This window comes from Pseudomonas fluorescens (genome assembly GCF_030344995.1).
Lineage (GTDB): Bacteria > Pseudomonadota > Gammaproteobacteria > Pseudomonadales > Pseudomonadaceae > Aquipseudomonas > Aquipseudomonas fluorescens_BF.
On sequence record NZ_CP128260.1, the window covers coordinates 5,754,781 to 5,780,243 of the forward strand.

Sequence of the window (25,463 nt, forward strand, 5' to 3'; positions counted from 1 at the left end):
GGATTACTTGTGGTAAGGGTGGCCGGACAGCACGGTCCAGGCACGATACAACTGCTCGCCGATGAGGATGCGCACCAGCGGGTGCGGCAGCGTCAACGGCGACAACGACCAGCGCTGATCCGCGCGGGCACAGACTTCCGGCGCGAGCCCTTCCGGGCCACCGACCATGAAGTTGACCGTGCGCGAGTCCAGGCGCCAGCGATCGAGTTCGACCGCCAGTTGCTCGGTGCTCCACGGCTTGCCATGAACTTCGAGGGTGACGATCCGCTCGTTCGGCCCGACCTTGGCCAGCATGGCTTCGCCTTCCTGACGGATGAAGCGGGCCACGTCGGCGTTCTTGCCACGGGTGTTGAGCGGAATTTCCACCAGTTCCAGCGCCAGCTCGGACGGAAGACGCTTGGCATATTCATGCCAGCCTTCTTCCACCCACTTGGGCATGCGTGAACCGACGGCGATCAGGCGCAGTCGCACAGCAATCCCTTACAGCTGGTCTTTGTTGAGCTTGGTGAAATGCTCGTGGGTGTTTTCCGGGCTGTGGTGCTTGGCGTCCGCCGCACGGCTTTGCTCGGCACCGGCCCACAGGCGCTCCAGGTCGTAGAACTGACGTGCCGAGGCGGTCATCATGTGCACGATCACCAGGTCCAGGTCCAGCAGCACCCAGTCGCTGTCGCCCTTGCCTTCTTCGCCCAGCGGCCTGGCGCCGTTCTTTTTGACCTCTTCGCGAACCTTGTCCAGCATCGCGTTGATCTGGCGATTGGAAGTACCGGTGGCGATGATCATGTAGTCGGTGATGCTCTGCTTGTCGCGCACATCAATGATCTGGATGTCCTGGGCCTTGACGTCTTCCAGGGCAGCAACGGCCACCTTGACCAGCTCATCGCCTTTCAGCGGCTCGTTGGTGTTGGCGACTTCCGGCAGTGGAGCGCTCTTGAACGTGCCTTTGCGCTTTACTTTGGTTTGGTCTTTGTCAGTCATATAAAACTCGTTTTGCTCATATTTTCGGCGGCTTGGCGACACGTGGATTCGTATCAGTGAAGCACGCCTTGTTCAGTTCGACGCACGGTACAGACCGTGCGCATCGATGTAGGCCAGGACCGCGTCGGGCACCAGGAAACGTACCGACTTACCGCTGGCCAGCAGTTGACGGATCTGGGTGGCGGAAACCGCGAGCGGTGTCTGCCAGACGAATGCAATCTGTCCGCTCGGCCCCTTCAGGGCCAGCGGGTCGCTCACCGAACGCGCTGCCAGCAGGTTGCGCAAGGCATCCGGCGGTTCGCTGTCGGCGTCCGGGCGCTGTAGCACCAGGATGTGGCAATGCTGGAGCAACTCTTCCCAGCGATGCCAAGTGGGCAGGCCGCAAAATGCGTCCCAGCCCAGAAGCAGAAAAACCTGGGTCTCGGCGGCCATTTCGGCACGCAGCGACTCCAGGGTATCGATGGTCCAGGACGGTTTGTCCCGCTGCAATTCGCGGGCGTCCACCACCAGCGGCGGCACACCGGCCACCGCACATTCAACCATTGCCAGCCGGTCCTGCGCCGACACCTGCGGCATGTCGCGGTGCGGCGGCCGGGCGCTGGGCATCATGCGCAGCTCGTCGAGCCCCAGCGCTTCGGCGACTTCCAGCGCGCCACGCAAATGGCCGACGTGCACCGGATCGAACGTCCCGCCCAGTACGCCGATGCGCAGGGGACGGGATTTCTTGCCGGGTTTCGGCGCTTTCAGGTCAAGGTCGGACAAGTCAGACCGTCGCCTGGCCGCGCAACTGGCCATCACCGACCACGATGTACTTCTCGCAGGTCAGTCCTTCGAGGCCCACCGGGCCACGGGCGTGCAGCTTATCAGTAGAAATGCCGATCTCGGCACCCAATCCGTATTCGAATCCGTCGGCGAAGCAGGTCGGGGTGTTGATCATCACCGACGCCGAGTCGACCTGAGCCACGAACTGGCGGGTGTCGGCGAGGTTTTCGCTGACGATCGAGTCGGTGTGGTGGGAGCCGAAATGGTTGATGTGTTCGATGGCCTGATCCAGGCCATCCACCACGCGGATCGACAGAATCGGCGCCAGGTACTCGGTGCTCCAGTCTTCTTCGGTCGCGGTTACAGCTTCGATGATCGCCCGGGTACGCTCGCAACCGCGCAACTCGACGCCCTTTTCGCGGAACTGCTTCGCCATCGACGGCAGGAAATCCTTCGCAACACTTTGATCGACCAGCAAGGTCTCCATCGCACCGCAGATGCCATAGCGATAGGTCTTGGCATTGAAGGCAATGCGCTGGGCTTTTGGCAGGTCGGCGTGTTCGCTGACATAGACGTGGCAGATGCCGTCCAGATGCTTGATCACCGGTACCCGGGCGTCACGGCTGATGCGCTCGATCAGGCCACGGCCACCGCGCGGCACGATCACGTCGACGTACTCCGGCATGGTGATCAGGGCGCCAACGGCAGCGCGGTCGGTGGTTTCCACCACTTGCACCACGGCGGCCGGCAGTTCGGCTTCGGCCAGACCACGCTGGATGCAGGCGGCAATCGCGCGGTTGGAATGAATCGCCTCGGAACCGCCGCGCAGGATGGTCGCATTGCCGGACTTCAGGCACAGGCTTGCGGCGTCGATGGTCACGTTGGGACGGGATTCGTAGATGATCCCGATCACGCCCAGCGGTACACGCATCTTGCCGACCTGAATGCCCGACGGGCGGAAGCTCATGTCGCGGATCGCACCGACCGGATCCGGCAGTGCTGCGACCTGACGCAGACCGACGATCATGCCGTCGATACGCGCCGGAGTCAGTTCCAGACGTTCCAGCAGTGCCGGCTCCAGACCGTTGGCGCGACCGGCGGCCAGATCCTGTTCATTGGCTGCCGCAAGCTCGGCGCGGGCGGCGTCCAGGGCATTGGCGGCAGCCAGCAGGGCGCGGTTTTTCTGCGCGGTGCTGGCACGGCCGATAACGCGGGAGGCTTCGCGGGCGGCGCGACCCAATCGGGTCATGTAGTCAAGAACGGACTCAGTCATGGTCTGCTGGGGTCTTGGCAAAGAGGAAAGCGGCAGATTATAGCTGTCGCGTCTCGGGACTAACAGCGGTGACGGGCGGATGGTCGAAATGGACGGCGATTTGCCGACGTTCAGCAGAGATTAAGCCGCGAATTGTTATCATCACGACCTCCTCCGCCTGGATAAACACTGTTTGCCATGTCCAACCTGACCGTTCGCGCCACCTCCGCGCGCCAGCCTGTCGGCCTTGCGGACGCCTTTTTCGACCGTGACGCCCAGACGCTGGCCCGTGATCTGCTCGGCAAAGTCATCCGCCACCGCGTCGGCGATCTGTGGCTCAGCGCCCGAATCATCGAAACCGAAGCGTATTACTGCGAAGAAAAAGGCAGCCACGCGTCCCTCGGCTACACAGAAAAGCGTAAGGCTTTGTTTCTGGATGGCGGCCACATCTATATGTACTACGCCCGTGGCGGCGATTCGCTGAACTTCAGCGCGCAGGGTCCGGGCAATGCGGTGCTGATCAAATCGGCCTATCCGTGGGTCGACGAGATCAGCGGCCCGGCCAGCCTGGCGCAGATGCTGCTGAACAACCCCGACGCCCAGGGTCGCCCGCGCCCTTCACAAAAACTGTGTGCCGGGCAGACGCTGCTGTGCAAGGCGCTGGGACTGAAAGTGCCAGTGTGGGATGCCAAGCGCTTCGACCACGAAATCCTGCTGGTGGAAAACACCGGCCCTGCGCCAGCTCATGTGATTCAGACCACCCGCCTGGGCATTCCCCATGGCCGTGACGAACACTTGATGTATCGCTTCGTCGACGCCGCCTATGCCCAGTGGTGCACGCGGAACCCGCTGCGTCGGGGCCAGGTCGAAGGTCGCGATTATTTTCTGCTGTGAATGCACACCCCTTCGGCTCGCCGATCAGGGACATCAATGAAATGGAGTGGTTTGTATGGGCCAATGGCTCGATAGCGTGACCGGATGGCTGGCCGCCAACCCGCAATGGCTGGCGGCCGCCGTGCTCATTGTGGCGTTTGTGGAATGTCTGGCGATTGCCGGATTGATCGTACCCGGCACGGTGCTGCTGTTTGCCGTGGCGGTGCTGGCTGGCAGCGGTGCGCTGTCATTGAGCGAGACCCTGTTGCTGGGCTTCCTCGGCGGGATTCTCGGCGATGTGGTCTCGTATTTCCTCGGCCGCCACTTCCACCAGAATATCCGGCGTCTGCCGGGCCTGCGCCATCACCCGGAATGGATGGCCGGCGCGGAAACCTATTTCCAGCGCTACGGCATCGCCAGCCTGCTGGTCGGACGATTTATCGGCCCGTTGCGACCAATGTTGCCGATGGTTGCCGGGATGTGCGACATGCCCTTCCCGCGCTTCGCCGCCGTGAGTCTGCTGGCGGCGGCCGGCTGGAGCCTCGCGTACCTGCTACCGGGCTGGGCCACCGGGGCGGCAATTCGTCTGCCATTGCCGGAAGGCTTCTGGCTACAGGCCGGGATCGTCGCCGGCAGCATCGCCGTCATGGTCGGTCTGAGCGCCAACAGCAGCCTGCGCCGTCATCGCCGGGCAACGATCTGGATCAGCAGCATGAGCCTGCTGATCCTGATCGGCCTGTTCATCGGCTACCCGTATCTGACCGCCCTCGATCAGGGCGTCATGACCCTGGTGCAGGAACACCGCCGCCCGGCGCTGGATGAGGTGGCGGTGGTGTTCACCCTGATCGGTGAGTTCCGCAACATGTTGCTGTTCAGCGCCCTGCTGACTGCGCTGCTGTTGCTGTGCCGTCAGTGGCGCCATGCAATTTTCGTGGGCGGCACCTTGCTCGTCACGGCCCTGGCCAACACCGGGACCAAACTGTTTTTCGCCCGGGTGCGCCCGGAAGTACTGACCGATCCGCTCACCAGCTACAGCATGCCCAGCGGCCATGCGTCCGGCTCATTCGCGCTGTTCCTGGCCCTGGCCGTACTCGCCGGACGCGGGCAACCGCCAAGGCTGCGACTGACCTGGCTGCTGATCGGCTGTATTCCGGCACTGGCGATTGCCCTGTCGCGGGTGTATCTGGGCGCACACTGGCCGACGGATGTGCTGGCCGGCGCCATGCTCGCCGCGTGCGTGTGCGCCGCCGGGCTCTGGCTCAGTCAACGGCAGTCACCGCTCGGCGCCATGCCGCAAAAAGTCTGGTGGCTGGTGCTGCCAGCGCTGTTCGCCCTGTTCGGCTTCTTCGTGCTGCGACATTTGCCGCATACATTGCTGCGCTATTCGTATTAAGCAGCAGAAGAAACCGGCGAAGGGTTGATCCTCAGGATGAACGACACGTTTTCGGCGTTATATGCATTGTGGCCGGTGTCGTTCGGATTCTGATCGAGGAAGTACCAGAGACCTTGCTTCGTTGCATGTTGAAAAAGTCTTTTCTGCTTCTCGACACTGAACAACGCCACAGAAACCGGGTTGGAAGGAAAGTCACCAAAGTTTTTCACCTTTCCTCCATAGGTTTCCATTTCGAAGTAACTGCCGACATCCTTGTCCACCACAAGATGCCGGGTCTTCTGATCCAGGCGTACCCGCCAATCGAAATAACGACCGGCCGTTTTGACGTTAAGGGAATAGCGCCCCCGAGAGTCCGGTACAAATTCAAACAATAGCGGTTCGGCATCATCATGATCCGCGAGCGTCACAATGCGTGATGCAACTTCATCGTTCAAAGAAATTTCTGCCTCCAGTCGCTGCCCCGTGGTAATTCGCGAATACTTCAAACGACTCTCCATCACCTGGTAATTGATAACCAGAGGAAGACCGCCTGAAAATAGATGCCCCGTAAATTTGACGCTTTCCGAATCAGACATATAGCAACTCTCTCACCATTAAAAAGTAAATCAAATAAAGTCAGTAAATCATTTGACTGCGGCAAACATAGCGGCATTCGACACGTTCTTGACACGCTTGCGCTTGCGCCGCTCAAGGATCATCGAATCCGCGTAATAACCTGCATTCCTGATGATGGTATCGGTGTTCTGATCAACACCGGCGTGCTTGAAAATATACTTGCCGGCGATATCGTCCCAGAAGGCCCACTCATCTTCGTAAATTGTCATTTCGCTCTCCTTTGCTATCAACCCGCCTCTGGCGGAAAAATTAAAAACTAGATGAATAGCGACTGACAAACAATATGCAGCTACTTCAAACACAATACAAAAAACAACAACACAATCCGCAAAACATTAACAACTGAACAGCACTGCACTTCATGTCAGATTCATTCGACATTTCACTGTAGAGCATTGATCTTGGCCAAGCCTTTCACATCCAGTACAGAAACTATTCTTACAGCCCAACTTACAATTTCAGACATTACTGACCCCGCTCTTTCATCTCCCGAAGCCCCGCTCAAAACATCGGGAAAATCCCCCACCCTGCGAGACGTGGACAAACTGTTCGGGCCCCTGCGTTTTGGTGAAGTAACTGCCAGTCGCCAGACACTGGCGTCCTTGGGAGCGCAGATCGATGGCCAAGCCATCAGCGCGGCCAACACCTACTTCCCCGTGCCTGACCAGTCCTTTACCGACGGACTGGCTTTTGACCCGTTACAGGTTGAGCAGCGAATCAGATCGGTCGACGGCCCGGACCGCCAGCACGTACCGGACCTGCTCTATGAAATCGTCACGCAGCGCTCACCCGATGCCCCATCGCTGATGCGGGAAATGCCAGCGGGCGATGCAGCAGATCCGATGAACCGGATCAATAGATTGCTGACCGCCACCCAGCGCCTGGACATCCGCCGAAGTCCGTTGACTGAAAACCTGCCGACCTGGGTCGACAAAAGCAAAAGTCGCGGAATGACCGGCATGGGCGTCGGAATGCAGGCTTATGGGCTGTACAGCGCTTACATGGGTGCCCTTGACGCATACAAAAGAGAGGAGATGGGTGAGTTTTGGCTCAATGTCGGCGCCGGCGTGTCAGAAATCATCTCCCTTGGAGTCGAGTACGCGCTTGGCAAAAGCGGCGAAAAAATGATCCGCCGTGGCTATGAGACATTCGAGAAATTCGGCAAGACCTCCACAGGCAAGTGGCTCAGCCGTGGAGCGGGCCTGATCGCCAGCGTGATCACACTGCCCTTCGATATCTATACCGCCATCAAGTCGTTCAACGATGCCGCCAAGGCCAAAGGCAAGGAGGCACAGGATCTTTACGTCGCCGGCGGGTTGAGCGTGTTCAGTGGCGCGTTGTCCCTCGCTCTTGGCTGTGCAGCATTGATGGGCTTCCAGGCTGCCGGCCCGGTGGGAATCGCCGCGGCCGCATTGATGATTGTCGGCGCCAGAGTCTATGGCGCCGCCAGGATGGTCGACGACATCGACGACTACATCGAACTGACCGTGAACGAGCGCTGGCGCGCCGGCTGGTTTGCATTCACCGGCCAGCAGCAGGATCAGGCGGTGATGGATCGCTACCTGATCGCCAAGACCACCAGCGACTACGCGAAAGCCCTGAAAACACGCAGTCTCAGCTGGCTCGACAATGAATTGAAGGAGAGTGTCGATGCCATCGTCGATGGCCGGTACGAGGTCAAGTTGCAGCCCACCCGCGTCTATCGCTATGAGTGGGACACCAGCAAGGGAGAAGCCCCCTACAAGACCGAGAACCTGCCGGTCATCCAGGACATCGACGACACCTACGACGCAAGCAAAGGGCTGCCGGTCGCTGACGATCTCGTAACCAAGGGCGTCAGCCATCCGGACAAAGGTGTCTTCTGGAGTTTGGGCGGTGGTCTCGACACGGTGCAAGGCGTCAAGGACAAGCCGAATTTTTTCAGCTACTCCACCGGCAGAAAAGCGCTGAGCGGCGGTGACAAGAATGACTCGTTTCTTTTTCAGTCGGCGTCGGAAAATCTTTCAAGCGATCCGATCGGAGCCAGCGAATTGTCGGGTGGTGAGGGCATCGACCTGCTTTGGCTTCAAGGCAAGCACCGACACGAAGACCATATAGCAGAGCCGCCACGCCACAAGGGCTATGACGTTGACCTGAAAAACGGCAGGCTGTCCCTGCTCCCCGTGGATCCGGCGCAAGAACCCGTGCTGCACTCGACACTCGGCTCCATCGAAAAGGTCGAGACCCTTGCCGGCGCGGTCAATCGCGTGACGGGCTCCGATCAGGCCGACATCATCACTGCCAATGGCAATGATCACATCGAAGCCGGCGCCGGAGACGACCTTGTTTCCGTGCGCGGTCTGCACGCTGTCGTCGACGGGGGCAGCGGCAACGACGTCTACTATCTGGACCCGAGCAGTCTCAAGGTATCCATACACGAAGACGGCAGGGAACCGAGCAATGTCTATCTGGGCGTGACTCTGGAAGCCATCCAGCGCTGGTTCATCCGCAATGAAGGCATGGTGGTCGAATCACTGCGCGATGATGATTTTCGAACGCCCCTGCGTGAGCTGACGTGCGAGGCGGTCTACCGGAACCTTGATGGCAAACGCTCGCTGCAAAATGACAAATGGGTGTTCATCACTCAGGACGGCTACCACTTGCAGCCGATCTGGCCAGAGGTGATAGAGGAGTCGGGCGATCTGATCCTGAGCGTCGCCATCCTGAGCGCCGGCACCGCCAAAGTCTCGCCGGTACAGGTCAATGATCGCCCTTATCGCCTGTCGGACAAACCGCACTCGAACTACTTCGTCACCCGCCAGAGCCGACACACCATTCTGATGGCTCCACAGAGTGGCAAACCCGCCCACAGTACGCTGTACATCGACTACGACAGCAATGAAATCAACGAAGTCCGCGCCATCTATACGGTTACAAAAACGGAGCACGGGGCATTCACGTTTCTTACCTATACAAACATGCACTTCGACCTCACGTTCAAACAGGGTGGCGGCATGCTTTCACTGCACGGAGTCGTGAGTGAACATCCCGGCCGCAAAACCGACAGAGGCGCCGGAATCATGGCCTCAGGCTGGCATCTGAATCATTCTCTGACGCTGGTCATGCGTGACAACACTTCCTATCGACTCGACTACCCGCACAACTCCTACCTCAATGACGCCCGCCATCCTGGCTATACCAGCGTGCAAAGCCCGGTCTCCTTGCGCGAACGAGCTGGCCGGTACATTTTCGTCAGGCCATCGGTCGAAAGGCGCACGCTGAAGACAACCGCGCAACGGGTGGAATTCAGGGATGCCGAGCACAACGCAACCTATTGGCTGGAGGGACGCGCCTCCACCTACGAGTTGTTGCCTGCCAGCCATACGTCCATTCGCCTGTCGACAGCACAAGCGGATGCCCGCGTCTCGGGGTCTTCCACCTGGCACATTCACACGCAACATCTTCAGGAACAGATCACCCAACGCGACCTCGTCATCAAGGACAATCTGCTGAGGATCGGCAGCATTCAGGTTCATCTGCCGGACAGCAACGATCCGGCACTGCCAATAGAAACCATCGAGGTAATGATTTCTTCAGGCAACTGTTATCGCGTCAATGCCTTGTTCGAGCTGATTGGTCTGTATGCCGTCGACGCCCGGAGCTATCCATCGATTGAAGCGATTGCCCGGGATATTCAGGATCATCACCAACGTGTCGAACTTGAAACCAGTCAAGTAAAGGTCCGCAACATTCGACTGCTCGACACATCTCCCGGCAAGATTATCTACAACCCCGAAACCCGGATCTGGAGTACAGAAGACGCTCCTTTGCGCTCGATTCCGATCGGGCACCTGATTATCGTCAAGGAATGACACCATGCGACCAAAACCACCCTCGCCGACCACTCCACCACGCGTCAACACGCCCTCAGACTCGAACACTCAAGCACCCCGGTTGCGAACGCCGGTACCAGAGTTGCACCCGCCACATTCATCGCCCAACCCGACCGTTTCACGAAACATCAACCCGGCAACCACGCCATCAGGCCCGGCAACGCCCGAACTACCCCGGATCGACATCTCGGATCTGCCGGACCTTTCGCGAGCAACGGCGAGCGGACTGAACAGTTATCTGCTGAGCCCGGCAATGCTGCGTAACATGCAGCCTGCCAACGAAGAAGGCCTGCGCTACATCGTCGGCCGTAAATTCGTCGATGTGAAAGACAGCGGAACGGTGTATGTGGAGTTCGACACGGATCTGAACACTTACCGGGCCATGGATCTGTACAAAAAGCTTGCGCCCGGCCCGGCCCTCTACAGAAACGCCGGGGAATCGACCTGGAGCCCGTCCAATCCGCTGAAGCGAGCGCATGCGGCAGACACTGACGGCAATCCGGAAGTACCGCGCAAACAATCTTCCCCCGAACCTCTGCCGGCACAGTGGCGCGCAGCCACCGCTGAATTGCTGAATGGACATTTCATGCGGCTGCATCCGCAGATGACTCACGGAGAAAGAGTCATGCTGCTGCGTTCCTATAATCTTTCACCGCTTCAGCACGTACGGTTGCGCGACGACCTGAACGCCAATCCGCTGAAGCTTCCCGCCTGGGCGGAAAGTCACAAGCTGCGATCTCTGGATAGCAATGACCCGACCCGCTTCGACGAACTCCATCGGGAAATCGAACCACTGCTCCTGCCCTTGAGGACCGGCAAGCTCGTGCATCACGGTCTGCACGATTTCGATGAAAGTGTGAGCCGCGAGTTTCTCGACGCATTCCTTGGGAAGCTGGGCTATTTACGCAACAGCAATGACAGTCTGTATCGCACGGATATCCCTGCGCTGTTCCGGGGTGACGAGCGTACGCCCTTCGAGCTCTACAACGATGGCCGGATGCTGCCGCGTCTGAAGCACCCTCGTGGCGCAACGACGGAAAAGCCGATCAGCGCCACGGTCAGCCTCAAGCTGGTCAAGGGATACGCCGGTCGAGGAACCGAGTCTCCCGACCCGGAGTACCTGCGCTACAACAGTCAGAGAAACAAATACCCCGGCAAAAAACCTGGCGAGCCGGATGTGGAATCAGGTGAGTCAGACAACGAATGGTCCGACGTCTCGGACATGGAACTGGATGACGAGCGTAACTACGAAACGATCCGGCACAACCAGCAATTCGTATTCGCCTATATCCTCGACACTCGGAGAATGGAAGTCGTACTGCGTGAAGAAAATCACTTCCTCAATGACGCAGCAACGAGGAAAGGCACCTGGTTTCCCGATGACGAACTTGAAGCACTGATATCGACCTCGAAGCGGGGTATCGAGTCGCAGCGCCTGTGGCTGCTCGACTCAACGTTCACTCGGGCAGCGAAGGTCGATGACATAGGCGAGCAGGCACGCCACGGCAACTCCATTGAAGAGCGCACCCACAGTGGAGCATTCAACCGGCATGAATATGACGACCTGATCGACGAAGTTGCCCGGGCAGGAAAGCCGATATTGATACTGGATAAGGAACAGGACTGGTTCGCCAACGACATCGTCTGGCCGGAATAAGCGGGCCGAGCCTTAAGCGAACAACTCGCCCTGCAACTCATCGAGCAGCGCCTGGATCGCATCCAGTCGCTGCTGCGGGTCGTCGAGTTGCAGCAGGTCGATCTTGTCTTCCTCGGCGAAGGGCAGCAGATAGGCCAACTGATTGGCCAGCGATTGTTGCCCTGCCGCTTCGATGCCCATGTTCAGCGCCTCGACCATCGGGTGTTCGGCCAGAGCCTTGAGCAGCGCCACCAGATCGGCGTCTTCATCCTGCAACGGTTGCTCGGGTTCTTCGTCCAGCCACTCGACCTCGGCCACGATCAACTGATCGCGTTGCACTTCGGTGCGCTGCACGATGAAGCGCCGTCCGCCCTGCACCCGGATGCCCAGCAGTCCGTTGTCCTGCTGCTGGAAATCGGTGATGCGCGCTTCGCAGCCAACCATGGCGAAACCTTCCGGCGCGACGCCGACTTCGCTGCCCTCAAGGATGCACACCACACCGAACCCGCCGCCCTGTTTCATGCAGCGGCCGATCATGTCCAGGTAGCGCGCCTCGAATATCTGCAAATCCAGATTGCAGCCGGGAAACAGCACCGTGTTCAGCGGAAAAAGCGGCAGACTCATAGACGTTTCCTTACACCACCATCGACACCGCCAACGGCAGGAACACCGCCGTGGCCACGCCCATCAGACTCATCGCCAGCGCCGCAAAGGCGCCGCACTCATCGTTTTCCTGCAACGCCACCGACGTGCCAACCGCATGCGCGGTCATGCCCAGCGCCATGCCGCGCGCCTCCGGGCTGTGTACACCCAGGCGGGTCAGCAGCGCCGGGCCGAAGATCGCGCCGATCACCCCGGTGATCAACACAAACACCGCCGCCAGTGCCGCGACACCGCCGATCTGTTCGGCCACCAGCATGGCGATCGGTGAGGTCACCGACTTGGGCGCCATGGTCATCAGGATCATGTGATCGGCACCGAACCACCAGCCCAGCGCCACACCCATGCCCGTGGCGACCACGCCGCCTATCACCAGCGTAGTAAATATCGGCCAGAACAATTGGCGGATGCGCCGCAGATTCAGATACAGCGGCACCGCCAGCGCGACGGTTGCCGGGCCCAGCAGAACACTGAGGATCTCGGTGCTCTTGCGGTACTCGGCGTAGGTCAGGCCGCAGCCGACCAGCACGCCGATCACCAATAGCATCGAGACCAGCACCGGTTGCAGAAAGATCCAGCGGGTTTTCTCGAACGCCGCCAGCACCAGTTGATAAGCACCGAGAGTGATACCGATGCCAAATAATGGGTGGTGAATCACCGATGCCCAGGCACCCTGCCAGTCGAACAGCATCAGGACTCCTCCGAATGCGGCGCGTGACGCTTGACCAGCCGTTGCATCAGCACGCCGGCGAAGGCCATCGACAGAATCAGCGAGACCACCAGCGCCCCGACGATGGCCCAGAAATCCGCGGCAATCGCCGTGGCATAGACCATTACGCCCACCGCCGGCGGCACCAGCAGCAACGGCAGATAACGCAACAGACTGCCGGCGGCGAGGTTCAGCGGTTCGCCGACTTCACCGCGCACGATCAGGAATACCAGCAACAGCAAAAGGCCGATGATCGGCCCCGGCAGCACCGGCAACAGCAAATGATTGAGAGCCGTGCCGAGCAATTGAAACAGCACCAGCCACGTCAGGCCGCGTAGCAACATCCGTCATCTCCGTCTTACTTTCCAACCCGCAAGTCGTCGGCATTATAAGCACGCCTGCGCTATGGATCGGCATTCGCCAAAAGCATGGTCGGTTGACCTGAGCAAATCGCCATGATGATCTACAGTGGTTCGCAGGGCGGTCAAATCCCCCACCTGAAAAACTATAAAACCGATGAACCCAAGGAGAGTCTCAATGCCCTATGTTCCAGTTGCAGAGCTCAAAGATTATGTCGGCAAGGAACTCGGACGTTCCGAATGGCTCACCATCGATCAGGAGCGCATCAACCTGTTCGCCGAAGCCACCGGGGATTACCAGTTCATCCATGTCGACCCGGTCAAAGCCGCGCAAACGCCATTTGGCAGCACCATTGCACACGGTTTCCTGTCGTTGTCGCTGATCCCCAAACTGATGGAAGACATCCTGATCCTGCCGCAAGGCGTGAAGATGGTGGTCAACTACGGCCTGGACAGCGTGCGTTTCATCCAGCCGGTCAAGGTCAATTCCAAAGTTCGGCTCAAGGTCGACCTCGGTGAAGTGACCGAGAAAAAACCTGGCCAGTGGCTGCTCAAGGCCACCGCCACCCTGGAGATCGAAGGCTCGGACAAACCGGCCTACATCGCCGAACCGCTGTCGCTCTGCTTCGTTTAAGCGCCTGGATGCGAAGCGGCTCACGCTGTTTCGCATCCGCTCCTCCCTGCCGGCTGTATAAGGTCACATAGCTGCGGCATACTCGGTCGCCTAATTGCCCGGATCCCGCTATGCGCTCATTCGCTCCTCTTGCTCCCCTTGCCTTGACCCTGTTGCTGGCCGCGTGTGGCGACGGCGAATCACTGTTGCCGCCGGATGCACGCCTGCCCGACGGCGGCCGCTATCGCGGTGAACTGGTCGATGGCTTGCTGCAAGGTCAGGGCCGGGTCGACTACCCCAACGGCAGCTGGTACGCCGGGGCGTTCGACAAGGGGCAATGGCATGGCCAGGGCGAATGGCACGGCAGCAATGGCGAGGTCTATCGCGGCAACTTCCAGCAAGGCCTGTTCGACGGCCAGGGCACGCTGACCACCACGGCGGGCAGCTACACCGGCGGTTTCAAGCTGGGCCGCCGTGACGGCGAAGGCACCCTCAAAGAAAACGCGATGACCTATCGCGGCGAATTCAAGGCTGACCAGTATTCCGGGCTCGGTCGTCTCGAACTGGATGACGGCAGTTCCTACCAGGGCCAGTTCGCCCACGGCAAACCCAACGGCGAAGGCCAGCGCGGCGATGCCAGCGGCAATCAATTCACCGGCCACTTCGTCAACGGCCAGCTCGAAGGCAACGGCACCTTCAACAGCGCCGACGGCGACATCTACGTCGGCGGCTTCAAAAACAATCAACTGCACGGCAAGGGTCGCTACGAAAACGCCGACGGCGATGTCTGGCTCGGTCAGTTCAAGGAAGGCGCGCTGACCGGCAAGGGCGAACTGATCGGCGCCGACGGCAGCCACTACATCGGCGACTTCAACGACTGGCGCTTCAGCGGTCAGGGTCGCCTGAACCTGGCCGATGGCAGTTTCTACGTCGGCGGGTTCGACAGCGACAGCTATTCCGGGCGCGGCACCCTGGTGCTCACCGATGGAAGCGTACTCAGCGGCACCTGGATCAACGGCCAGCGTGTGCGCGATGCCGACGGCAAGTTGCTGCCGGACACCCTCGAACTCGGCCTGCTGGCCCAGGGTCGCCTGCTCGACGAGGCGCTGGCCAATGTGCCCGCCTCGACCCCGGCAGTGGAGCTGTACACCCTGACCCTCGGCGGCGACGGCAAGCAGAGCGTGTTCCTGCGCGAATCCGATTACGTGGCCAACATGCTCACCAGCCGCTTTGGCGCGTTTGGCCAGATTCGTCTGGTCAACCATCGCGACCACCTCGGCGACCGACCGATGGCCACCCGCGAAAACCTGCGCCGCGCAGCCCTGACCCTGGCCGAACGCAGCGGCCCGGAAGACCTGGTGTTCATCTACCTGACCAGCCACGGCACTGCCGAGCACGAACTGGTGCTCGACCAGCCGCGCATGGAACTGGCCGACCTGCCCGCCGACGAACTCGCCGCCGTGCTCGCGCCGCTGAAGAATCGCGACAAGATAATCGTCATCTCCTCGTGCTATTCCGGGGGCTTCATTCCTGCGCTGAAGGATGAGCGCACGCTGATCATGACCGCCTCGCGCGCCGACCGCGTGTCGTTCGGCTGCTCCGAGGAGGCCAACTTCACCTACTTCGGCGACGCCCTGTTTGCGCAGGCACTGAACCAGACCGACGACCTGGAGCAAGCCTTCAAACTGGCCAAGGCCACCGTCGCCGAGCGCGAACTGGCGGACAACTTCGAAGCCTCTGAACCGCAGATCTGGGCGCCGAAGACCGTGCTGGCGCACTGGCAACTGCTGCGTAAACAGCAAGCGAGAAAAGCATTGCAAAGTGCTGCGTTGAACGACGGAGCAACAAAGAGCAACTAAGCTGAACAGTATCAAGGGAGAGACACTATGTACTTGACGCCTCAGCATGTCTTGCTTGCCGGAGCCACCGGATTGACCGGTGAACATCTGCTCGACCGCCTGCTCAACGAGCCGACGATCAGCCGCGTCCTTGCCCCCTCACGCCGGCCGCTGGCCGAACATCCGCATCTGGAAAACCCGGTCGGTGATCCGCAGACCTTCCTGCCGCAACTGGCCGGTCGGGTCGACATTGCCTATTGCTGCCTCGGCACCACCATCAAACAGGCCGGCTCCGAAGAGGCGTTCCGCGCCGTGGATCTGGACATGGTGGTGGCATTCGCCAAGCGCGCCCGGGAGATGGGCGCTCGGCACCTGATCGTGATCAGTGCCCTGGGGGCCGATCGCCGGTCCTCGGTGTTCTACAACCGGGTCAAAGGCGAGATGGAATACGCATTGCGCGCGCAGGACTGGCCGCAACTGACCATTTGCCGGCCATCGCTGCTGCTCGGCGAACGCAGCGAGCCCCGCCTGGGCGAGCAGCTTGCCGCGCCGTTCTCTAAATTGATTCCCGGTAAATATCGCGGCATCGAAGCCTGCCAACTGGCCCGGGCCATGTGGCGCCTGGCACTGGAAGAGCAGGACGGAGTACGTATCGTCGAATCGGATGAGCTACGCAAACTCGGCAAGTGAGTTCGAAAATGAAGCAGTTCAACGCGGATCCAGACCATCATTTTCAATGAAGTCAGAGGATCCAGTGTTGAACTGCTCTCTGAAATGAGCCGAATCGATTCAACAACCGCGCCCTATCTATCTACCACACGCCCCTTCCCCTTCATGGATAACGTGCCCTCCAGCACACCTGCATCCGTCATGTCGTCATTGGACGGCACCCCCCGACAGCAGGTAATCAGTGAAAGGACGCCTGATGGCACCCAAAAAGACCACACCGAAAAGCACCCGCGCATCCGGCACTCCAGCCGATACATCGATCCCTCTGCCGACTCCGCGACTTGAGCTTCCAGGCCTGGTCCGGCCTGCAGGGCCGGACGCCACCCCCTCCGGGCCACAGCATTCGACACAGCTGACCCCAAGCGAAGCGTTGCCCGGGTTACTGATCCAGGACCTGACTCCCGCAGTCCGGGAGAGTACGTCATCCGATAGTCATTTCCCGGCCGATAACATTCGTGACTACGCGCTGCCACCACAGGAGCGAACGCTTTTGCCCGCCGTCATGACACAGGGATTGCGTATCTACCGGGGGCGTATTTATGCCGAGGTTCAATACACCTCGACCGGTACCGTCATGGTGGGCTGGGACGACGGTGCCGGAACCTATCGGGCCACGCGGTCAAAGGAAGCACACCCCTCCGGCCCGGCCCTGCATTTCGACTCTCGAAGCAATACCTGGCGAGTTGGCGAGCCACCCGAAACCGGAGTCCTGATCGAGTCTGCGGTCCATCGACCGGCAGTCAACTCGCAGGACACTCCACCACAGGCACTTGCGCCCGTTACACAATCAAACACACCAGCGGTTTACATCGACACCCGGCACTACGTTTGGGACAGCACCACGACTCACCACCATGGCTACGTGGTCATGCACCGGAGAATGCGGCTGGACGATTCCGTCGGACCTCTGTCGCATCATGCCTTCCAGGACGATAACAGATCGTTTGTCAGTGTTGAGCGACCTGCTCATCCCATCGATCAGCCAGCCCAATTGCTGACCGCCTGGACTGACCGCGACATCTGGAATCTGTACGGACTGCAAGGCACCGATATCACCCGTTTTCGCACCGAAGCCCATCGCACCGGCAGGAAACCTCAGTGGGCCAGCGTCCGGACAGACCGGATGGAAAACGTTTATCTGTATGACGAGCTTCGTCGCTGGCTGGGCCCGGACATGGACCGCGATATGTTCAACCGCCTTCTGGAGCATCAGAAACGCACACCCGCCGAGTGGGTGAAACACCTTGAATCGGTCTCTCTGCACCGCGCTCCCCCTAGCCCGCAATCGCCGTTGCCGCAACGATCGACACCCCAGACACCCGTTCAACAATCGCCTTCGCCACGCCAGCCCACACCTGACATTTCCGAGACGAGGAACACCACTCCGTCGACGTACGGTGATCAGCGCTACTACACCTGGGATCTCGAGAAGTCGAATTTTCACGGTTATGTCGAGATGCAGCGCAAACCTGGCCTGGATGACAGTCACGGACCGCTCAATCAACTGGCATTTCGTGAAGGCGCCGGACTGACTGTCGTCAAAGCCACCGATTATTCGATCTATCAAGAGACGGTTCTGCGCCCCTTCTGGCGGGACATCGACATCTGGAACCTCTACAGGATCGAAGGACCCGACATCGTGCGCTTTCGTCGGGACGTTGCGCTTCATCAGAAACCGCCTGGCTGGGTCAAGCAGCGCAAATACCCTTCCCGGCGCGAGCAACTGTTCGACTACCTGAGGCTATGGACCAACCTTGACTCTCCGCTCAAATCACGAGAACAGGTCCTCGCCCGGTTCCGCCCCTACAACCTCTCCCTCCAGCAACTGGCGAAATTGTGCAAGGAGCTGTCGCCAACCGGGCAGTTCAAGCATCTGATCAATGATGAAGTGCCCGGGTGGGTCAGGACTCATCAAGACCGCACCCGACTGGTAACCAACGAGAAACTCTTCGATCCGTTTCTGCCGGAAATCAATGCGGAAATCATCCGGCTGAGGAATCAGGGAGAAGGCACCAGCCTCTTGAAGGCCAGCCTGACCGCCCCCTTCTTTCAAGGGCTGTTGCGCCTCAGCGGCTTTAAACGCAACAAGCACAACTATCTCTACAGGACCGACACGCCCGCTATGTTTAAAGTGGATGACCGGACACCCTTCGACATAGCCCGGCCCGCGGCCATGACCCCACGCTCGGTATCAGCGGTGGGTGCCACAAGCGAGATACCTGTCAGTGCAATGTTCAGCCTCAAGACCGCCATGGACTTTGCGAATGAAGCCAAGGGAGTAGCAGGCAAGGGGGTGCACCAGACAACCAGCGGTACTTCGACGCCCCCCGCTCAGCGCATCCAGTTTTGCTACCTGCTCGATACCCGCAATGTGGAGGTCGTAGCGGGGCAAGACAATCGCGTCTACAACCCCACGCGATTCGAACGAAGCCCTGCGGACGGCACAACGTGGTTCCCGAGCATGAAGATGGAGGGCCATGTTTCGATGTCGCCGATCGGCTTCACGTCGAGGCGCGTCTGGCTGGTCAACTCAAACATGACCCGCGCGGCGACAGTGGAAGATATCCATTTGCAGGCGCTGACCCGCGCCACTGGATCGGATCAGAACGCTGCCGACGCCATCGAGGAACGCACACGGGCAGGAGAATTGAACCGGAATGAATATGACGTGCTGATCGATGACGTGGCGACAGCCGGTAAACGGACTATCGAGTTGCCGACAGGACAGGACATTTTCTCCAACGACATCGTCTTTCCGCCCGAAACCATCACGCTGTAAGGGGGGACAATGGCCCGACTCTGTACGGTCGAGCCATTGGTTTTCATAACCCGCCCGTTGCCTGGAACCCCACACCGATTACCGTCAGCAACGACAACGGCAATAGCAGCGTATCGAGCAATGCGCTGGCGGACAGATCCACTCCGGGATAGCTCGGGGCCTCGGCCCCGAATCGGTCCATCGCGCAACAGCCACCATTCATCGCATACAAATCCAGACGCGTGCCGGAATACACCACCGGCGCGCCGGGTTTGGCGGCATCGAGCGTGCGCGCCGTGGCGCAGCCGGTCAGTTGCAGCGCCAACAGGATTGCCAGCAGCTTATTCATCGCTGCTCAGATGGTGTTCACCCCAGCGCGGCAGCATGTCCTGGGGAATGCCCAGCAGATTGAGAATTCGCGCCACCACGAAATCGATCAGGTCATCGATGGTCTGCGGCTGGTGATAGAAGCCCGGCGAGGCCGGCAGGATGGTCACGCCCATGTTCGACAGCTTGAGCATGTGCTCCAGGTGAATGCTCGAGTACGGCGCTTCGCGCGGCACCAGAATCAACTGGCGACGCTCCTTCAAGGTGACGTCCGCCGCCCGTTCGATCAGGTTGTTGCAGGCGCCGGTGGCAATGGCCGACAAGGTGCCGGTCGAGCACGGCACCACCACCATGGCGGCCGGTGCGCCGGAACCCGAGGCCACCGGCGACATCCAGTCCTCCTTGCCGTAGACCCGGATCTGCCCGGCAGCCGCGCCGGTGTATTCAGTGAGGAACGCCTGCATCATTTGCGGCTTGGCCGGCAGCGACACGTCCGTCTCGGTGGCCATCACCAGTTGCGCGGCCTTGGAGATCAGGAAATGCACCTCGCGATCCTCGCGCACCAGACAATCCAGCAGGCGCAAGCCGTACTGGGCGCCGGACGCACCGGTCATCGCCAGCGTGATGCGTTCCGGGCCGCCGTCCCGGGAAAAAGTGTTCATTTAAGCGCCTCGGCGAGTTTGCCGTGCAGGCCGCCGAAGCCGCCGTTGCTCATGATCACCACGTGAGTGCCGGGCTGGGCCTGGCTCTTCACGCGTTCGATGATGCCTTCCAGCGAGTCGCTGACAATCGACGGCACGGTGCACAACGCGGCGGTGCCGGCCAGGTCCCATCCAAGGTTGGCCGGGGCGTACCAGATCACCTGATCGGCATCGACCACGCTGTCCGGCAGACCATCACGGTGGGCGCCAAGCTTCATCGAGTTGGAGCGCGGTTCGATGATCGCGATCAGCGGCGCATCGCCGATGCGTTTGCGCAGGCCGTCGAGGGTGGTGGCAATCGCGGTCGGGTGGTGGGCGAAGTCGTCGTAGATGGTGATGCCGCGCACTTCCGCGACTTTTTCCATCCGGCGTTTGACGCTCTTGAATGCGCTCAATCCGGCGATGCCCATCGACGGCACAACACCGACATGACGCGCCGCCGCCAAAGTCGCCAAGGCGTTGGCGACGTTGTGCTGACCGGTCAATTCCCACTCGACCACACCTTGGGACACGCCTTCGAACATCACTTCGAACGCCGAGCCATCGTCTTTCAGCAACTTGACCTGCCATTGACCGCCGGCACCGGTGGTTTGCACCGGGGTCCAGCAGCCCATCTGGATCACGCGCTGCAAGGCCGGTTCGGTGGTCGGGTGAATCACCAGCCCTTCACTCGGAATGGTCCGCACCAAGTGGTGGAATTGCCGCTCGATGGCTGGAAGATCCGGGAAGATGTCAGCGTGATCGAACTCGAGGTTGTTGAGGATCGCCGTGCGCGGACGGTAGTGGACAAACTTGGAACGCTTGTCGAAGAACGCGCTGTCGTACTCGTCGGCCTCGATCACGAAGAACGGCGTGCCGCCCAGACGCGCCGACACCGAGAAGTTCTGCGGCACGCCGCCGATCAGGAAGCCCGGACTCATGCCGGCGTGTTCCAGCACCCAGGCGAGCATGCTGCTGGTGGTGGTCTTGCCGTGCGTACCGGCAACCGCCAGCACCCAGCGACCTTGCAGCACATGGTCGGCCAGCCATTGCGGGCCGGAAACGTACGGCAGGCCTTTGTTCAGCACATATTCCACCGCCGGATTGCCGCGGGACATGGCGTTGCCGATCACCACCAGATCCGGTGCCGGTTCAAGCTGCGCCGGGTCGTAACCCTGGGTCAGCTGAATCCCCTGGGCTTCGAGCTGAGTGCTCATCGGCGGATAGACGTTGGCATCGGAGCCGGTCACGTGATGGCCCAGCTCTTTGGCCAGAACCGCCATCGAGCCCATGAAAGTCCCGCAGATACCCAGAATATGAATGTGCATAGTCGACCTCGTAAAACATGGCCGCAGGTTAGCGCAGGGAGGGGGAAATGGCACTCTTTAGCTGATTGAGGGTGGAGGTCTGAATGTGTGTCCGACTTGAGATCGCGCCCCTCACCCTAGCCCTCTCCCAAGGGAGAGGGGACCGACCGCGGTGTTCTTTCGAGGTACGCCGACCTGACACATCGCGGTGAACTCAGGCCCGAATCCATAATCGACTCAGTCGCTCAGGTCGATGTATGGCAAAAGACACCGCGGTCAGTCCCCTCTCCCCCTGGGAGAGGGTTAGGGTGAGGGGCTTTTAGCTGACACGCCGCTCGATCCCATGCTTGCGCAGCTTTCTATAGAGCGTATTGCGACTGACGCCCAGTTGTTGCGCCGTGTGGGTCATGTGCCAACGGGTGTGTTCCAGCGCATTGAGCAAGGCCAGCCGCTCGGCATCTTCCAGCGGCTGGCCGGACGACGCTTCATCGGTTTTGACCAACAGCGGCTGCACCTGCCGGAACATCGCGGGCAAATCCTCCAGCCCGATCCGTCCTTCATCGCACAACGCCGCCAGCGTGCGCAGCACGTTACGCATCTGCCGCACATTGCCCGGCCAGTTGAACCCCAGCAACGCCTGACGCGCCGGCTCTTCGATCAGGATCGTTTCCCCGCCCGCCTCTTCGGCCAGCAGGAAATCCAGCAACTGCGACTTGTCACTGCGCTCGCGCAACGGCGGCAGCGCCACTTCCAGACCGTTGAGCCGGTAATAAAGGTCTTCACGGAAACTGCCGTCGCCAACCCGCTCCAGCAGATTGCGGTGTGTGGCGCTGATGATCCGCACGTTGACCGCCTCCGGCTCGCCGCCAATCGGCACCACTTGCCGGTCTTCCAGCACTCGCAGCAGACGGGTTTGCAGAGCCAGCGGCATGTCGCCGATTTCATCGAGGAACAGCGTGCCGCCATCGGCCTGTTGCAGCTTGCCGCGCATGCCGTCCTTGCGCGCGCCGGTGAAACTGCCACCGCGATAGCCGAACAGTTCGCTCTCGATCAGGCTTTCGGGAATCGCCGCGCAGTTGAGGGCGACGAACGCTTTGCCGGCGCGCTGGCTGGCGTTATGCACAGCCTTGGCGAATGCCTCCTTGCCGGAGCCGGTTTCGCCGTTGATCAGCAGCGGTACATCGCGCTCGAACACCCGCAGCGACTTGCGGAAATCCGCCTGCAACGCCGCATCCCCCAGACAAATGCCTGAAAGACGCGGCGCTTCGACAGGCGCGCGAGCCGGCGCTACCGGCAGTGGCCGACGGGTTTCGCCGCGCAGCACCGCAAACAGATGCCGCCCGTCGCGAGTACGCAGCGGCCAACTGGCGCTGGCATTGGCGCTGGCGCGCCCGAGCAATTCATCCAGCGAACAGTCGAAAAACGCCTCCACCGGTTTGCCCAGCAAACCACCACGAATATGCCCGAGCAGGTTCAATGCGCTCTGATTGACTGCGCTGATCCTCCCTTCCCCGTCAAACGCCAGCAGCCCTTCGCTGAACAGCCCGACGGACTCGGCCTGGAGATGGAAACGCAACAACCATTGATTATCGAAACAGCGCAGGAAATAGCAGCTCTCGATCATCTTCGCCGACAGATTGACCAGCGCCATGGTGTGGAACTGGCTCTGGCGCGAGACGTCGTGTCGCGCCGAGGACACGTCGAGCACCGCCAGCAATTCACCGTGCGGGTCGAACACCGGGCTTGCCGAGCAGGTCAGGCCGGTGTGGCGACCGCGAAAGTGTTCGTCCTGATGAATGGTCAGTGCCTGACGTTCCACCAGGCAGGTGCCGATGCCGTTGGTGCCTTCGCAGGCCTCGCTCCAGTCAGAACCGAGCCAGAGGCCGGCGCGTTCGAAGATCTTGCGTTCGGCGGGGGCGGTGACGCAGTTGAGGATCACCCCGCGCGCGTCGGTCAGCAATACCGCGTGGCCGGCGCCGGAGAGTTGTTGATGCAGGCTGCTCATTTCATTGCCGGCGATCTGCAACACCTGTTGCAGCCGTTCGCGGCTTTCGAGGACGCGACCGTGTTCGAGCACAGTCGGCGCAATGGTCAGGGCCGGGTCGAGGTGATAGTCCTCAAGACAACGCAGCCACGAGCGGGCGATCGACGGGTCGGCACCGGGGCCATGCAGGTGCGGCTTGCCCTGAGTGACGGTGAGAACCTGTTGGGCATGGCGACTCAAATGGTTGTCGTGCATTTCTTATTATTCTCCCCGAGGCTCATCGGCCCATGCGTGAAGTGGTGCCCAGCATCCTCCAGCCAACCGGTCTTTGCAATGCTGGCAAGACCGTCCGGTCACGGGCTGTGCCAGAAGCGGTACAAACTGTCACCCAAGCTGTACCGATACCGTCACAGACGCTTGCCACTTGTCCGACAGAAATCACGCAAGGCCTTGATTTGCCTGAGCTGCACGGCGGTGGCCCGACCTTTGCTCTACGCTTATAGCAAGCGCTCATGCGCGTCTCTCTGATAAGTAAAACAGCCAAGGAGAACATCATGCGTTACGCTCACCCCGGTACTGAAGGCGCCAAAGTCTCGTTCAAGAGCAAGTACGGTAACTACATCGGCGGCGAGTTCGTCGCGCCTGTCAAAGGTCAGTACTTCACCAACACCTCGCCTGTGAATGGCCAACCGATTGCCGAATTCCCGCGCTCCACGGCCGAAGACATCGACAAGGCCCTGGACGCCGCCCACGCCGCTGCCGATGCCTGGGGCTCAACTTCCGCCCAGGCCCGCTCACTGATCCTGCTGAAAATCGCCGACCGCATCGAACAGAACCTCGAAACCCTGGCGATCACCGAAACCTGGGACAACGGCAAAGCCATCCGCGAAACCCTCAACGCCGACATCCCGCTGGCTGCCGACCACTTCCGCTATTTCGCCGGGTGCCTGCGCGCCCAGGAAGGCAGCGCCGCCGAGATCGACGGCAACACCGTGGCCTATCACATCCATGAACCACTGGGCGTGGTCGGCCAGATCATCCCGTGGAACTTCCCGATCCTGATGGCCGCGTGGAAACTCGCCCCGGCCCTGGCCGCCGGCAACTGCGTGGTGCTCAAGCCTGCCGAACAAACCCCGCTGGGCATCAGCGTGCTGCTGGAACTGATCGGCGACTTGCTGCCGCCGGGCGTGCTCAACGTGGTGCAAGGGTTCGGCAAAGAAGCCGGCGAAGCCCTGGCCACCAGCAAGCGCATCGCCAAGATCGCCTTCACCGGCTCGACCCCGGTCGGCTCGCACATCATGAAATGCGCCGCCGAAAACATCATTCCATCCACCGTTGAGCTGGGCGGCAAGTCGCCGAACATCTTCTTCGAAGACATCATGCAGGCCGAACCAAGCTTCATTGAAAAAGCCGCTGAAGGCCTGGTACTGGCGTTCTTCAACCAGGGCGAAGTCTGCACCTGCCCGTCCCGCGCACTGGTTCAGGAATCGATCTATCCGCAGTTCATGGAAGCGGTGATGAAGAAAGTCAGCCAGATCAAACGTGGCGACCCGCTCGACACCGACACCATGGTCGGCGCCCAAGCGTCCGAGCAGCAATTCGACAAGATCCTTTCGTACCTGGAAATCGCCAAGGGCGAAGGTGCCGAGCTGCTGACCGGCGGCAAGGTGGAAAAACTAGAAGGCAACCTGGCTTCCGGCTATTACATCCAGCCGACCCTGCTCAAGGGCACCAACAAGATGCGTGTGTTCCAGGAAGAAATCTTCGGCCCGGTGGTGAGCATCACCACCTTCAAGGACGAAGCCGAAGCCCTGGCGATTGCCAACGACACCGAGTTCGGCCTCGGCGCCGGCCTGTGGACCCGCGACATCAACCGCGCCTATCGCATGGGCCGCGCCATCAAGGCCGGTCGTGTATGGACCAACTGCTACCACCTGTACCCGGCGCACGCCGCGTTCGGCGGGTACAAGAAGTCCGGCGTCGGCCGTGAAACCCACAAGATGATGCTCGACCACTACCAGCAAACCAAAAACCTGCTGGTGAGCTACGACATCAACCCGCTGGGCTTCTTCTAAAAAACCGGGCGGCACCGAAATATCGGTGTCGCCCTCCAAATAGCTA

At 60.5% G+C, this 25,463-nt stretch carries 22 protein-coding genes; 9 read left to right on the forward strand and 13 right to left on the reverse strand.

The window, feature by feature from the left end; genetic code table 11:
* Positions 1 to 3 precede the first annotated feature (3 nt).
* The 4 genes from rlmH to QR290_RS25885 form a co-directional block, all read right to left on the reverse strand.
* A complete protein-coding gene (gene rlmH / locus QR290_RS25870; protein ID WP_003185785.1) occupies positions 4 to 471 on the reverse strand; it encodes a 23S rRNA (pseudouridine(1915)-N(3))-methyltransferase RlmH in 468 nt (155 codons plus the stop codon).
* Between the two features lie 9 nt (positions 472 to 480).
* Positions 481 to 975 carry a ribosome silencing factor gene (gene rsfS, locus QR290_RS25875; protein WP_115079324.1) on the reverse strand — a complete coding sequence of 165 codons (495 nt, stop codon included), beginning with the start codon at positions 973 to 975 and terminating at the stop codon, positions 481 to 483.
* 72 nt (positions 976 to 1,047) lie between these two features.
* On the reverse strand, positions 1,048 to 1,770 hold the full coding sequence (gene nadD, locus QR290_RS25880) for a nicotinate-nucleotide adenylyltransferase (RefSeq protein WP_115079325.1): 723 nt from the start codon (positions 1,768 to 1,770) through the stop codon (positions 1,048 to 1,050).
* The gene (locus tag QR290_RS25885) at positions 1,739 to 3,010 is read right to left on the reverse strand and encodes a glutamate-5-semialdehyde dehydrogenase (RefSeq protein ID WP_115079326.1); all 1,272 of its coding nucleotides are present in this window, start codon (positions 3,008 to 3,010) and stop codon (positions 1,739 to 1,741) included. The genes nadD and QR290_RS25885 overlap by 32 nt, the downstream gene beginning before the upstream one ends.
* Before the next feature lie 177 nt (positions 3,011 to 3,187).
* Here QR290_RS25885 and QR290_RS25890 point away from each other — a divergent pair, with 177 nt between their 5' ends.
* The gene (locus QR290_RS25890; protein ID WP_115079327.1) at positions 3,188 to 3,883 is read left to right on the forward strand and encodes a DNA-3-methyladenine glycosylase; all 696 of its coding nucleotides are present in this window, start codon (positions 3,188 to 3,190) and stop codon (positions 3,881 to 3,883) included.
* A 55-nt stretch (positions 3,884 to 3,938) separates the two neighbouring features.
* On the forward strand, positions 3,939 to 5,255 hold the full coding sequence (locus QR290_RS25895; protein ID WP_289203879.1) for a bifunctional DedA family/phosphatase PAP2 family protein: 1,317 nt from the start codon (positions 3,939 to 3,941) through the stop codon (positions 5,253 to 5,255).
* Here the strand turns inward: QR290_RS25895 and QR290_RS25900 are convergent.
* Both QR290_RS25900 and QR290_RS25905 read right to left on the reverse strand, forming a co-directional pair.
* Positions 5,252 to 5,830, reverse strand: a complete 579-nt coding sequence (locus QR290_RS25900; RefSeq protein WP_115079329.1) for a hypothetical protein — start codon at positions 5,828 to 5,830, stop codon at positions 5,252 to 5,254. The genes QR290_RS25895 and QR290_RS25900 overlap by 4 nt on opposite strands.
* Positions 5,831 to 5,878: 48 nt before the next feature.
* Positions 5,879 to 6,079 (reverse strand): hypothetical protein, encoded by a 201-nt coding sequence (locus QR290_RS25905; RefSeq protein WP_115079330.1) that lies wholly within the window; start codon positions 6,077 to 6,079, stop codon positions 5,879 to 5,881.
* A gap of 192 nt (positions 6,080 to 6,271) precedes the next feature.
* Here QR290_RS25905 and QR290_RS25910 point away from each other — a divergent pair, with 192 nt between their 5' ends.
* Both QR290_RS25910 and QR290_RS25915 read left to right on the forward strand, forming a co-directional pair.
* Positions 6,272 to 9,721, forward strand: coding sequence for a calcium-binding protein (locus QR290_RS25910; protein WP_289203880.1), 3,450 nt, complete (start codon positions 6,272 to 6,274; stop codon positions 9,719 to 9,721).
* Positions 9,722 to 9,725: 4 nt separating this feature from the next.
* Positions 9,726 to 11,399, forward strand: a complete 1,674-nt coding sequence (locus QR290_RS25915; protein ID WP_289203881.1) for a hypothetical protein — start codon at positions 9,726 to 9,728, stop codon at positions 11,397 to 11,399.
* A 12-nt stretch (positions 11,400 to 11,411) separates the two neighbouring features.
* Here the strand turns inward: QR290_RS25915 and QR290_RS25920 are convergent, their stop codons facing one another.
* Genes QR290_RS25920 through QR290_RS25930 form a run of 3 tightly spaced genes read right to left on the reverse strand, consistent with a single transcriptional unit; the run spans position 11,412 to position 13,091 of the window.
* Positions 11,412 to 12,002, reverse strand: coding sequence for an LON peptidase substrate-binding domain-containing protein (locus tag QR290_RS25920; protein ID WP_007958639.1), 591 nt, complete (start codon positions 12,000 to 12,002; stop codon positions 11,412 to 11,414).
* A 10-nt stretch (positions 12,003 to 12,012) separates the two neighbouring features.
* The gene (locus QR290_RS25925; RefSeq protein ID WP_115079333.1) at positions 12,013 to 12,729 is read right to left on the reverse strand and encodes an LrgB family protein; all 717 of its coding nucleotides are present in this window, start codon (positions 12,727 to 12,729) and stop codon (positions 12,013 to 12,015) included.
* A complete protein-coding gene (locus QR290_RS25930; protein ID WP_085697620.1) occupies positions 12,729 to 13,091 on the reverse strand; it encodes a CidA/LrgA family protein in 363 nt (120 codons plus the stop codon). Before QR290_RS25930 ends, QR290_RS25925 begins: the two co-directional genes overlap by 1 nt.
* A 193-nt stretch (positions 13,092 to 13,284) precedes the next feature.
* Here QR290_RS25930 and QR290_RS25935 point away from each other — a divergent pair, with 193 nt between their 5' ends.
* The 4 genes from QR290_RS25935 (at position 13,285) to QR290_RS25950 (ending at position 19,065) form a co-directional block, all read left to right on the forward strand.
* Complete coding sequence (locus QR290_RS25935) at positions 13,285 to 13,740, forward strand: MaoC family dehydratase (protein WP_007909575.1); 456 nt, start codon at positions 13,285 to 13,287, stop codon at positions 13,738 to 13,740.
* A gap of 110 nt (positions 13,741 to 13,850) precedes the next feature.
* Positions 13,851 to 15,578 (forward strand): C13 family peptidase, encoded by a 1,728-nt coding sequence (locus QR290_RS25940; RefSeq protein WP_115079335.1) that lies wholly within the window; start codon positions 13,851 to 13,853, stop codon positions 15,576 to 15,578.
* A gap of 27 nt (positions 15,579 to 15,605) precedes the next feature.
* Positions 15,606 to 16,247 (forward strand): oxidoreductase, encoded by a 642-nt coding sequence (locus QR290_RS25945; protein ID WP_007958634.1) that lies wholly within the window; start codon positions 15,606 to 15,608, stop codon positions 16,245 to 16,247.
* 235 nt (positions 16,248 to 16,482) lie between these two features.
* Positions 16,483 to 19,065: a hypothetical protein gene (locus QR290_RS25950; RefSeq protein ID WP_289203882.1), complete on the forward strand. Its 2,583-nt coding sequence runs from the start codon at positions 16,483 to 16,485 to the stop codon at positions 19,063 to 19,065.
* Between the two features lie 43 nt (positions 19,066 to 19,108).
* Here the strand turns inward: QR290_RS25950 and QR290_RS25955 are convergent, their stop codons facing one another.
* From QR290_RS25955 to QR290_RS25970, 4 genes are all read right to left on the reverse strand, one after another.
* Entirely contained in the window at positions 19,109 to 19,393 is a 285-nt protein-coding gene (locus tag QR290_RS25955) for a YceK/YidQ family lipoprotein (RefSeq protein ID WP_289203883.1), read from the reverse strand.
* On the reverse strand, positions 19,386 to 20,033 hold the full coding sequence (gene ubiX, locus QR290_RS25960) for a flavin prenyltransferase UbiX (protein ID WP_085703101.1): 648 nt from the start codon (positions 20,031 to 20,033) through the stop codon (positions 19,386 to 19,388). Before ubiX ends, QR290_RS25955 begins: the two co-directional genes overlap by 8 nt.
* Positions 20,030 to 21,379: a UDP-N-acetylmuramate:L-alanyl-gamma-D-glutamyl-meso-diaminopimelate ligase gene (gene mpl, locus QR290_RS25965; RefSeq protein ID WP_115079337.1), complete on the reverse strand. Its 1,350-nt coding sequence runs from the start codon at positions 21,377 to 21,379 to the stop codon at positions 20,030 to 20,032. The genes ubiX and mpl overlap by 4 nt, the downstream gene beginning before the upstream one ends.
* A 298-nt stretch (positions 21,380 to 21,677) precedes the next feature.
* Positions 21,678 to 23,597 carry a sigma-54-dependent Fis family transcriptional regulator gene (locus tag QR290_RS25970; RefSeq protein WP_115079338.1) on the reverse strand — a complete coding sequence of 640 codons (1,920 nt, stop codon included), beginning with the start codon at positions 23,595 to 23,597 and terminating at the stop codon, positions 21,678 to 21,680.
* Between the two features lie 299 nt (positions 23,598 to 23,896).
* Here QR290_RS25970 and exaC point away from each other — a divergent pair, with 299 nt between their 5' ends.
* Complete coding sequence (exaC, locus tag QR290_RS25975; protein ID WP_064599698.1) at positions 23,897 to 25,417, forward strand: acetaldehyde dehydrogenase ExaC; 1,521 nt, start codon at positions 23,897 to 23,899, stop codon at positions 25,415 to 25,417.
* The last annotated feature ends 46 nt before the right edge of the window (positions 25,418 to 25,463 follow it).